Origin of the sequence: Paenibacillus polymyxa M1 (assembly GCF_000237325.1) — a bacterium.
In the GTDB taxonomy this organism is placed as follows: Bacteria; Bacillota; Bacilli; order Paenibacillales; family Paenibacillaceae; genus Paenibacillus; species Paenibacillus polymyxa_C.
The window spans coordinates 4,797,857-4,809,375 of the sequence record NC_017542.1; the positions used below are offsets into that span (position 1 = coordinate 4,797,857).

The 11,519-nt window shown below is 45.2% G+C and carries 10 protein-coding genes and 1 pseudogene; 5 read left to right on the plus strand and 6 right to left on the minus strand.

Features of this window, described 5'->3' with window-relative positions:
* Nucleotides 1-86: 86 nt before the first annotated feature.
* The 5 genes from PPM_RS21635 to PPM_RS21655 all read left to right on the plus strand — a co-directional run bounded on the left by PPM_RS21635 (nucleotide 87) and on the right by PPM_RS21655 (nucleotide 5,687).
* Nucleotides 87-2,033, plus strand: coding sequence for a BglG family transcription antiterminator (locus tag PPM_RS21635; protein WP_016324701.1), 1,947 nt, complete (start codon nucleotides 87-89; stop codon nucleotides 2,031-2,033).
* A 187-nt stretch (nucleotides 2,034-2,220) separates the two neighbouring features.
* Complete coding sequence (locus PPM_RS21640) at nucleotides 2,221-2,577, plus strand: PTS lactose/cellobiose transporter subunit IIA (protein ID WP_016324702.1); 357 nt, start codon at nucleotides 2,221-2,223, stop codon at nucleotides 2,575-2,577.
* Nucleotides 2,574-2,873 carry a PTS sugar transporter subunit IIB gene (locus PPM_RS21645; protein ID WP_013372970.1) on the plus strand — a complete coding sequence of 100 codons (300 nt, stop codon included), beginning with the start codon at nucleotides 2,574-2,576 and terminating at the stop codon, nucleotides 2,871-2,873. Before PPM_RS21640 ends, PPM_RS21645 begins: the two co-directional genes overlap by 4 nt.
* A 156-nt stretch (nucleotides 2,874-3,029) precedes the next feature.
* Entirely contained in the window at nucleotides 3,030-4,331 is a 1,302-nt protein-coding gene (locus PPM_RS21650; protein ID WP_013372971.1) for a PTS sugar transporter subunit IIC, read from the plus strand.
* Between the two features lie 75 nt (nucleotides 4,332-4,406).
* Nucleotides 4,407-5,687, plus strand: coding sequence for a DUF4038 domain-containing protein (locus tag PPM_RS21655; protein WP_016324703.1), 1,281 nt, complete (start codon nucleotides 4,407-4,409; stop codon nucleotides 5,685-5,687).
* A 133-nt stretch (nucleotides 5,688-5,820) separates the two neighbouring features.
* On the opposite strand, the gene PPM_RS21660 is transcribed toward PPM_RS21655, so the two are convergent.
* The 6 genes and pseudogenes from PPM_RS21660 to PPM_RS21685 form a co-directional block, all read right to left on the minus strand.
* Entirely contained in the window at nucleotides 5,821-6,297 is a 477-nt protein-coding gene (locus PPM_RS21660) for an RNA polymerase sigma factor (RefSeq protein WP_016324704.1), read from the minus strand.
* A 39-nt stretch (nucleotides 6,298-6,336) separates the two neighbouring features.
* Nucleotides 6,337-6,711 (minus strand): annotated as a pseudogene (locus PPM_RS21665) (polysaccharide deacetylase); the annotation flags it as partial.
* Between the two features lie 143 nt (nucleotides 6,712-6,854).
* Nucleotides 6,855-8,069: an ABC transporter permease gene (locus tag PPM_RS21670; protein ID WP_016324706.1), complete on the minus strand. Its 1,215-nt coding sequence runs from the start codon at nucleotides 8,067-8,069 to the stop codon at nucleotides 6,855-6,857.
* Nucleotides 8,066-8,803, minus strand: a complete 738-nt coding sequence (locus PPM_RS21675) for an ABC transporter ATP-binding protein (protein ID WP_016324707.1) — start codon at nucleotides 8,801-8,803, stop codon at nucleotides 8,066-8,068. The genes PPM_RS21670 and PPM_RS21675 overlap by 4 nt, the downstream gene beginning before the upstream one ends.
* The gene (locus PPM_RS21680) at nucleotides 8,800-10,260 is read right to left on the minus strand and encodes an efflux RND transporter periplasmic adaptor subunit (RefSeq protein ID WP_016324708.1); all 1,461 of its coding nucleotides are present in this window, start codon (nucleotides 10,258-10,260) and stop codon (nucleotides 8,800-8,802) included. Before PPM_RS21680 ends, PPM_RS21675 begins: the two co-directional genes overlap by 4 nt.
* Nucleotides 10,261-10,295: 35 nt before the next feature.
* On the minus strand, nucleotides 10,296-11,405 hold the full coding sequence (locus PPM_RS21685; RefSeq protein ID WP_016324709.1) for a TolC family protein: 1,110 nt from the start codon (nucleotides 11,403-11,405) through the stop codon (nucleotides 10,296-10,298).
* Nucleotides 11,406-11,519 lie beyond the last annotated feature (114 nt).

Below are 11,519 nucleotides of genomic sequence, written 5' to 3' on the forward strand. Positions count from 1 at the left end.
TATTTTACAGGTGTTACACTTGGATAATCGGAGGTTTTTTATGTACACTGCTTGTATTCCGCTTTACAGAAAGGGGGAAACCTTGAATGAATGCACGCATGGTTTCAATTCTTCAGCACTTGCTGGCTGCCGATGCTCCTGTCAAAAGTGATTATCTCGCCAAATTGATTCAGGTTACTTCACGTACCATCCGCAGCGATATCCGGGAACTGGATGAATTTCTATCCAAGCACGGGGCAGCAATTGAACCTGTTCGTTCAAGGGGATATGAACTAAAAATTACGGATAATCGTAGCTTTCGTGCGCTGCTGCAGCAGTTGTTCCTGTCCGGCGAGCCCGATGATCCAGGTTCTCCCGGCTACCGGCAATTGTATTTAATCAAGCGTCTCCTGCTCGCTGATCATTATGTGAAGCTGGAAGACCTCGCAGATGAGCTATATATAAGCAAGTCTACGGTGCAGAATGATTTCAAAGAGGTCAAACAAACCCTACAAGGCTACGGAATCACCATTGACAAACGGCCAAATTACGGAGTCAAACTGAAGGGTGATGAAGTTCAGCTTCGGTTTTGCTTGTCCGAGTTTATTGTAAGTCGTTCCGAAGAACAAGGCGGAACACTTCATGCAGCGCTGCGCATCGTCACCCCGCACGAAATGACGCTGATTTGCGGAATCGTTCTGGAACAGACTCAGAAATATGAAGTAACGCTCTCCGATATCGCGTTCAGCAATTTATCTATTCATATTGCAATCGCCTGCAAGCGTATTCGTGACGGAAACCAGGTAGCTATGCTCTCGACGGAAATAGGAGATCTGCGGGGCACCGACGAATTTCGGGCTGCCGAGCATATTGTCGGGCTGATCGAAAAGGAATTGCAGTTGTCTTTTCCCGAAGATGAAATCGCCTACATTGCCATGCATCTTGCCGGAAACAAGTGGTTTGTCGGAATTGAAGGACAACAAATAGAGGACATGGGACCCGAGAAGCTGCTGGACTGGAACATCTATGAATTGGGCAAGGAAATGCTCGCCGAGATCGACAGGGATTTGAATCTGAACATCAGCCGTGATACGGAACTGCTCATAGGCATCTGCCTTCATCTGAAGCCGGCGCTGAACCGGGTAAAGTACGGGATGAACATCCGAAACCCCATGCTGGAGCATGTCAAGAGCAACTACTCTCTGGCTTTTCAAGCGGGAGTCATTGGTGCCAAGCTGGTCGAGAGCAAGCTGAATATTGCGATCCCGGAAGCGGAGATGGGCTATCTCGCCATTCACATCGGAGCAGCCATCGAACGACAGCGTATGAACACCCGGCCAAAACGCTGTCTGGTCGTCTGCACTTCAGGAGTTGGAAGCGCCCGGCTGCTCAAGTACAAACTGCAAAGCACTTTTGGCAGCTCGCTTGAAGTGGCGGGTACAACGGAATATTACAAGCTTCAGCAGGTCCCCCTCCATGACATTGACTTTGTGGTGAGCACCATTCCCATTCAGCTGCCATTATCGGTTCCGGTCGTGGTCGTGCAGACACTTCTTGGCGGCAGCGATATGGGCAAAATCGGAAGTTTTCTGACTGGTGAAGCCGAGTTTGATTTTCATTACATTCGGGAGGAACTCGTATTTCTGAGACAAAATTTTACCACCAAGGAAGAGGTCATCTCTTTTCTGGGCCAAAAAATATATGCTGAAGGGCTGATCCGCTCTGCAGAAGGTTTTATAGGACTCGTTCTGGAACGAGAACAGGCTGCACCCACGGCTTACGGAAATTTGGTAGCCGTTCCTCACCCTATCATTCCGCAAAGCAATCAAACCGTATGGGCGGTCTGTACCCTTCAACAACCTATCGAGTGGGGCGACAAACCAGTGCAGTTCATCTGTCTCCTCAGCATTGAAAGAAACGGTAAAGAGCCACCGTCTAAAATGTATAACCATCTCATGGAACTGGTCGACAATTCGGATATCGTCCAGCAGATGTTAAAATGCGAAACGTACGAGGAATTCTCCAGGATTATCGTTAAATATAAGCTGTATTGAACCAAGCTTCGCAGTGCATCTAGCTGATATTCACAGAGCGGGTGCTGCTTGGAGCTTTTTAAAATGAAAGCGTAGTAGCAATGAATGAATTTCCGTTACTGGCGGAAAAGACTTGGGTTTAGATCTCGGCAGCAAACCTATACACTGAATCTGTAAGTTAAAGAGAAAAAAGCATGAGGTGAACGAGATGGAGGAGTATCAAGAAATTATTATGGGAATTATCACTAACTCAGGTGTTGCCAAGAGTAAAGCGATGGACGCGATCGCTCTTGCTCAAAAAGGTAACACACAGTTGGCGGCAGAGCGGCTTGAAGAAAGCAAAGCCGAGTTGGTTAAAGCGCATAAATCACAAACGAGGCTGATTCAACAGGAAGCTGGCGGAACCGTCCACGAAGTCACACTGCTTATGGTACATGCTCAAGATCATCTTATGTCAGCCATCACAACTAAAGATCTGGCTGGACATATGATTGAGCTTTACAACAGATTGAATCGCTATGAAGAAATCACAAATCACACTTCCAACGGAGGGAACAACGGATGAAACAAATTACACTGGTATGTGCTGCAGGAATGTCTACAAGTATGTTGGTACAGAAAATGCAAAAGGCCGCACAAGCGCAAAACCTTGAGGTTGAAATCAGGGCTACTTCCGAAGGTTCGTTTAAAGAATATGCCGACAAGACGGATGTGCTGCTGATTGGACCACAGGTCGGCTACCTGGAGGATGATTTCAAGGCAAAATATGAACCTAAAGGCATTAAGGTAAGTGTTATCAATATAGTAGACTACGGTATGATGAACGGCGAAAAAGTGCTAGGAGACGCGCTTAAGCTGTAATGGTCAGAGTCAGATGCTCACTCATCAGCCCGAACAAGGAGGTTGGTCAAATCGGGCAACGATATATGATGATTCTACATGGTGTTCCATCAAATGAAAGCGTTATCTAAGTTATTATATAGGCGGATGAAAGTCTATAGTAGGAGTTGAATAAATATGGCTAGCCAACAAAAATTCTCTTATAAGCTTCAAAAAGTGGCGGGTACAATTCAGCAAAACCGTTACATGAGCGCAATTTCCAACGGGCTGATGTCCACCCTTCCTTTTCTGATTATCGGAGCATTTGCAACTCTCTTCTCTGCACTTGCTTGGGAACCTTACCAGAATCTTATTGCGCCCGTGAAGGCCATAATCGGGTTGGCATCAACGATGACCACCGGCATCATTGCTCTGTATGCGGTATTTTTTATAGCCTACAGACTGGCGCAAGCTTTTGACAAGGACCCCCTTGTTCCGGCGGCAACCGCCCTTCTCTCTTTTCTTATTGTTACACCGATCCAGACCTTTGATAAAGTCCGTGCTTTGCCACTTCAATGGCTCGGCGCGCAGGGATTGTTCGTTGCCATGATCGTCGGTTTGATTGCCGCACGGTTGTATATTTGGATTGTCGACCGCAATTGGACGATTAAAATGCCTGACGGGGTCCCGCCTACCGTTGTCAAAACCTTCTCAGGCTTGATCCCGGCCGTCTTGGTAGCCCTTGTGTTTGTTATCGTTGCTGGTTTGTTTATGCAGACTTCATTTGGTACAGTCCACGATTTTATCTATACTTATCTCCAAATACCACTGGAAGGGTTGGGCGGATCACTCGGCGCTTTGATTATCGCGCTGATCATTATGCAGGCTCTGTGGATGTTCGGAATTCACGGTGCAATTGTTATACTCGCTATCGTGAAGCCCATCTGGATGAGCCTGGATCTAGCCAACCTTGACGCTTTCCAGGCAGGCGCTCCACTTCCAAACATTATCGGGCTGGCCTTCTGGTCCATCTTCTGCAACTATGCACCAATGCTCGGATTTGCCCTACTATTGGTTTTCCTGGCCAAGAGCAAACAGCTTCGCACGATCGGCAAGCTTGGTCTTCCAGGTACCTTTTTCTCAATTCACGAGCCGTTGATCTTCGGAATTCCAATGGTATTGAACCCGTTGCTAGCCATTCCGTTTATCGTTGCCCCCATCATTTGTGCGGTGCTCGGCTATATTGCCACCAACATCGGCTTGTTGCCCGCACCAATCGGGATTTACCCGCCTTTCGGCACCCCTATCTTTGCTCTGGGCTTCATCGAGGGCAGTTGGAAACTAGCCGCCGCACAACTGGTACTCATCCCGATCAGTATGCTGATCTACTATCCGTTCTTTAGAGCGCTGGACAAGCAGGCTCTGAAGAAGGAACAAGAAGCGCAAGAGCAATTGGAAAAGCAAGCAAGTGAAACCACAGCAAGTCCCGCTATCCTATAATAGAAAAAAGGCAGAAGCGGCGGACGGATACACGGTCACCGTTTCTGTCATGACAATCGTTAGGAGAGGAAGCTTTTGATTCAACTGAGTATAGCTGAGAACAAACGATATTTCATGAATGAGGGTAACCCCTTTTTTTATTTGGCCGATACGGTTTGGAGCGCATTTACCAACATCACGCTGGAGGAATGGGCCTATTATCTGGATTACCGGAAAAGTCAGGGCTTCAATGTCCTGCAAATCAATATGCTGCGCCAATGGGATGCAAGTGGCAGCGATTTGAACTATGAGCCTTTCGCATATGCCGAGGATGGCAGCTACAATTTCTATATGCTGAGCGAAGAATACTTTACCAGAGCCGAGACGATGATCGAAATGGCTGTAAACAGAGGTTTTGTTCCTGCACTGGTCCTATTATGGTGTAATTATATCCCGGATACGTGGGCTGCCAAGCTTCGTGAGGAGAAAAAAATGCCGCTTGGGGCAGTGGAACCTTATGTGCGTTATGTTGCCGATCGGTTCTCCAAATTCTACCCCATATATATTATAAGTGGTGACACCGATTTCCCCTCCGAGCGTGCCAACCAATATTACCGACTTGCTCTCCATACCATCAAACAGCACAGCCCGCAGTGCCTGACCACTCTGCATATTCAAGGAAGATTAGCTTCACTGCCAGAGGAATTTATTAATGACCCCCATTTGGATTTTTACATGTACCAGTCAGGACATAATTCACAATTTCAACCAACAGCGTATACACTCGCACTGGACTTCTGTAATAAGCCTGTCACCCGACCGGTGCTCAACTCAGAGCCCTGTTATGAACAGATGGGCTACAGTCGAAAAGTCTATGGCCGCTTCAGCCGCGCCGATGTTCGTAAGGCAGCTTGGCAAAGTCTTCTGTCCGGGGCGTCTGCTGGCATAACCTATGGAGCCCACGGTATTTGGAGCTGGCATCGGAAAGGCAAAAAGTTCGGTGTAACTGGGGAGGGATTCGACAGTCCATATGATTGGCAGTCTGCACTTAAGTTTGAAGGGGCATGGGATTATGGATTGGCCAAATGGCTCTTCGGGATATATGGAATTACGGATATGCAGCCTTGGAACATAGTGCTTAAAAATACGGAAGAAATCCGTGCGGCTGTAAGCGCCGATTACACCAAGGTCGCCATCTACGTTCCAATCAACACTGTGCTGAAGCTAAACGTGGATTTAAGTGAATATGACTTCACGGTCATTGACCTGGAGAATCGTCGTTTTGGCACAGCTTCAATCTCTATGCAAGAGCAGATCACGATCATTGGTATGCATGATTTTGAAGCTGATGTCTTGCTGATCGGCATAAGAAAATAACCGTGATTACTTACCGCCTTTTTCACCATTTCACCTACTATGTACAACATACAAACAGCCCCGCAATCAAGAACTTTCTCATCGGGACTGTTTGTCTTACTTCTTGTTTTAAAAAGCAAGTACTCCATATTGTTTAAGAAATAAATCTCAATTTAATACGTTGGGAAGCTCTGTGAAGCGAAGACTTCACTGCATTTTCACTCTTGTTTAAAATTCTAGCCGTTTCCTTTATGGAGTATCCTTGGACTAATCGCAATTCAAGTACCGTTCTTTGCTCTGTATTACTAGCCAGCAAAAGAATGCGATTGACCTCTTCCTGAATTTCAAAATCGAAGGTATCCCAGTGGTAGTAGAGCATTTCCTTACGCAAAGTATATTCATCCAATTTTTTTCGTTTTCTCATTAAATCTATAGCTAAATTTTTGGCAATTCTCAAAAGATAGAATCGAATACGATCTTCGGGCAAATCAGGAGAAGCTCTTATGAACCGAATAAAGCATTCCTGCAACAAATCTTCAGCATCCTGTTTGTTATGCAACATCCTCAATAGATAACCAAAGAGATCTGATTTGCAAGATACATATAGATCCTCCAGATCTTTAATATCCATATTATTGCTTATCCCTTCTGTTTTGATTGAATCGGTACGTTACTTGATCGTTTTAAATTCATATCCCTGCTTTTTTAAATATCTTATGATTTCAGGCAGGGCTTTGGCTGTTTCTTCCTTCCCGTAAGTGTCATGCATGAGTACCACTGCTTTTTCTCTATTCCCCATATTCCTCATGAATTCGCTAATTAATTGCTCAGCATTCTTAGGTGCACCTTCTGCATCTTTAGGTAACACATTCCAGTCAATCTGATGATAATCCTTATCATGTAGAGCTTTGTCCAGCACTTCCATACCATCGGGGTCGTTTTTCTGCCATGTCATATGACCGCCTGGAAATCGAATCACTCTTGTCGAAAAATTCTGCCCCAGTACTTGTTTTAAAATTTGATTTGTTTTTTCAATATCGCTCATAAAAATGCTCGAATTCTTCTTCTCTTCCTCTTCATTCGATGAGCTCTGGTTCTATTTTGCACATAGCTTTTTTCCATAGTATTTGTTCCTCCAAAAATCTAGAAGCAGTTCACGTTTTATGTTTCGACCATATGCCCATTCAATTATTCGTATCTCAATGCATCTATTGGTTTTAATCTTGCTGCTTTATAAGCCGGGTATACCCCAAATAGAATGCCTGTGCCTGCGGAGCTAAGAAACGAGTATAGGATCGGCGAGATTGTAAATTCAATGGTCATGTGTGCTGTTACTTCGATTATTTTGGAGGCGCCTATGCCTGTAACCACCCCGAGCATACCTCCCAGCAGACCAAAAATGACGGCTTCGGACAGGAATTGAATCATAATATCTCTTGGCTTGGCACCGATGGCTTTTCGAATCCCAATTTCTTTCGTGCGCTCTATAACCGATACCATCATAATATTCATAATTCCGATTCCTCCTACCACGAGCGAGATCGCAGCTACACCTCCCAGCAAGCTGGTCATGATATTATCTACACCGGATGCTGCACCTGCTGCTTCGGACAGACTCATTACTTGAAATTGATCCGGTTCCGAAGGTTTTAGCTGATGCGTCACACGCAAGCTTTCCAATATGTCTGATTGAGCCTGACCCATCAAGCCTGGTGACTTGGCGGATACCTCCAGACCAGTAATGTTTTTCTCACCCAGACGGTTCATCATGGTTGTAGCAGGGATGTAGATTTGATCATTGGTACTGTAGCTTAAATTCGTAACAGGCTGGGTATTTAATACTCCGATTACTTTGAAAGGGATCTGTTTGATTTGAATCGTTCGTCCCAATACATTTTGGGTATCCCCACCAAAAAGACGCACAACCGCTTGGCTTTCCAAAATGGCAACATTCCTACGTTTATCCATCTCATCGTTGGTAAATGTTCTGCCCTCGGCAAAGGAAAACTTTTTGGCCTTATAAAATGAAGCAGATGTCCCTACAATGGTTGCATTATAGTTATATCGACCCCACGCAGCTTTTGAACTGTTTGAAATGCGGGGCATCATTGCTGCAATCGAACTCTTTTGTTCCAATGCCTCGACATCTGTCCAAGTAAATGAGGGCAAGGTGTCCTGATTTATTTCTTCCTCGGTCATTGGCATGACGGGAGCAACCAGAAGCACGTTATTCCCTAACTTATTGATTTCCTCCTTAATACTGGCCTTTGAGCCGTTTCCGATGGCCATAATGGCAATCACCGCTGCCACCCCGATAATAATACCGAGTATCGTTAAAAATGAGCGCATCTTGTTGGTAGTTAAGCTATTCATCGATACACGGATCGTTTCCATCAAATTCATAGACTTACCACCCTTGATGAAATTCGTCTATTCTTAATCGGCTCATCTCGCTCAATGTTACCATTCCGAAAGCTGATCAATCGTTTGGCATATTCCGCTATTTCAAGTTCATGAGTAACCAGGACAATGGTTTTTCCCTGCTCATTCAAGCCTTGGAACAGCTCCATAATCTCGATGCTTGTCTTCGTGTCCAGTGCGCCCGTAGGCTCATCCGCCAGCAGAATGACCGGATGATTCACCAAGGCTCGGGCGATGGAAACCCGCTGCTGCTGACCACCAGAGAGCTCATTAGGCTTGTTATACATCCGTTCTGCAAGACCCACCATCCGAAGCGCCTCTATTGCTCTTTCCCGACGCTCCTTGGCAGGAACACCTGCATACATCATAGGCAGTTCCACATTTGCTAAAGCTGTAGTACGAGGCAGCAGATAAAATTTCTGAAATACAAAACCTAGCTTCTCATTTCTAATCTCCGAAAGTTCATTTTCACGAGCATCTAATATGGAATATCCATCCAGGTAGTATTCGCCTGTATCCGGATGATCCAGACAACCGATGACATTCATCATGGTGGATTTGCCTGAACCAGAGGGTCCCATGATAGCCACAAACTCACCTTCGTTAATAGATAAGTTCACACTGCGTAGAGCCTGAATCTCCTGACCGCCTACCTCATATCTTTTTTTCAACTCTTTAATTTCAATAACGGTTTTACTGGATTGAGTTTCGCTCATTGTGCCTGTCCCCCTCCACTGCCATTCGGGTCAGCACTGCTGTTCTGAGGAGGAATCACAATGGTTTCACCCTCTTTGACACCGGATTTGATTTCGGCCTGGTCCGCTGTATACACACCCAGTTTCACCGGTCTAAACTCATAATCCGCCGGATTCGCCTCGTTCTTCGCCACATATACTCCGTCCACACCGCCTTCAGACCTCAAGGCAAACAACGGCACAGACAGCGCATTTTTGTGTTCAGCTAACAGTAGGGATACATCCATATTCATCCCCGGTTGCAGCCTTATGTTTTGGCTATCCAAAGACAATTCAATTTTGTATGTAGTCACATTCGCTTCCGTCACCGGCTCTGGTGAAACAAAGCGTACTTCGCCTTTAAATTGTTTGTCTGGGAATGAGTTCGAGTGCATTGTCGCCTGAAGCCCGGTCTTTAATTTAGCAATATCACTTTCGTTCACCTTGGCAAGAACCTTCATAACCCCTGTGTTGGAGTTATTCATGACAATAAAAGGTGCAGTAGGACTAGTGCCTACATCGCCGTTGACCTTCAAAATGATTCCGTCCCACGGCGCCGTAACCTGCAATTTACTCAGAACACTTTTCTTCTGCTCCAATGCCGTTTCAGCCTGCAATAAAGAAGCTTGTGCAGATTGGATGTTGGAAGCTTCAGGCGGGGACTGTGCAGCCTTTAATTGTATTAATGCTGTTTTATAGCCCATTTCCGCCTCTTCGATCGCCTCAGTTTGCTTGGTCTGTGCCTTCTTGTACTGCAGCTCCGCATTGCTCATATCCAGTTTTGCCTTGTCCAGATTTTGCTTGGCTGTCGCCAGGTCACTTTCTGCAGCCGCATCATTCTGAACCAGATAAGCCTGGTCATCATAATCCTTCTGGGCTTTATCCAAAGTCACCTTGGCTGCCTCCTTTTGCGCAGCAGCTTCCTCTAATTCCATCGCGTTCTTGGCTGTTTTAATCGCCATCTGTGCCTTTAAGACATTTGCTTTCTGTAGCTCGATATCATTCGTTTTGGGTCCGCGCTTGGCTTCGTCCAGTTTGGCCCTTGCAATTGCGACATTGGATTCGGCATCCTTAATTTGCAGCCTGGCATCTGAATCATCTAGTCGTGCTAGCACCTGACCTGCCTTGACGCTATCTCCTGCTTTGACATTGACAGCGACGAGCTTGGCACCCTCGACATTTGTAAAATTAATATTTACTTCCTTGGAAGCCTGAACGGTTCCAGTCACGCTAAGCGACTCGGTTATGTTAGCTTTCTGTACCTGTACGACCTGATTCGCCGGAGCCTCCACAGGCTTTTCCTGGCCCCTTTTCATGTAGATCGTACCGCCAATTCCCGCTATAATGAGCAAGATCAGAATACCTATGCTCCTTTTCACTCTTCTTTTCTTTCTTAATACTTGTAATGAATCTTTATCTTTCTTTTCTGTTTCCGACAATGTTATATCCCCTTAAATTGTATTTTTGCTAAATCCTATACACTCCACGGCTTGTTTAAAGCATGTTGCAGCAGCGTCATTTGAACAATGAGTTCATCCATATTCCGTTCGATTTGCTTTACTTTCAACTGATTCGTGGCGACCTCCGTACCTGTTGCAAGTCCACGTGCCTTTCTTTTGCGAGAAATGTCCAACACTTTATTAAGGTTCTGTAGATTACTTCGCATTTGCTCGTATTGTTCTTCATTTTGCTGTAAGTTAAAGTACATACTCTTCAGTGTTTCTGCTAGTTGATCCTTGGTATTTTCCAGTCCGCCTTGTGCTGAATCTACATCTATCTGTTTAATTTCATAGTCATCCGTCCCCGAGTTCCACGTGTAATATTTAATTTCCATTTTTGCTAGCTTGACTGCCTCCTCCTGTCTCCATACCGAAGGACTCGCTGAGATGGCACGCGACACCAGTGTATCCAGATTTACGTTATCCATCTTCCGGTAAACGGGTCGGTCCACCAGTTCATATAAATTTCCTTGTGACTGTCCCATTTGTGTATTAAGCGAATCCTGCGCTTTTTGCAGTGCAGCTTTAGCAATGTCTACATTTTTTTGAGCCTCTATACGAGTCTGAATAATCGTACTTCGATCACCTGGAGAAATTTTCCCACGGTTGGCCTTCGCTTCAGCAGCTTTTTCCTCCAATAACGCAAGCGAAAGTGCATCCTCACTACTCTTGACTTTGTTATCAGCCAGAAGTACGTCATAATAATTCTTCATTGCAGTGTAATCTGTCTGATCTTGGGCAAGTTCGATTTGCTTTTTGGATTCCAAATAAGAAACTGTCGATGAAGCATACCCCTTCCATGCTGAACTACTAGCCGCATCTTCTTCACCGTTGCCTTGACCTGCAGGAATGAAATCCAGATTCTTGCCTGCATTTTTCAGCATAATCCGGTTGCGATCTATCGTTTGCTGGGCTTCCTTCAAGCTAAAACTATTGGATCGTGCCCACTGCTGGGCTTGACTCAATGTTAATTTCACACTTGCTTTGCTAACCTGCTGCTGTGCCTCCTCTGCTTGAACAAAGGACTCTGATAAAGAACTGGCCGACAAGGCGAGCAGCAATAAAATGAACATACGTTTTTTCATAGATATCCCCACTTTAAAAATATGGTATCGATTTAAATATAGTTTATAATTACGTTGTTATACGAATTATGTGTTTTCTTCTGTATCCCACTTGAGACTTTTCTTCTTTTCAGT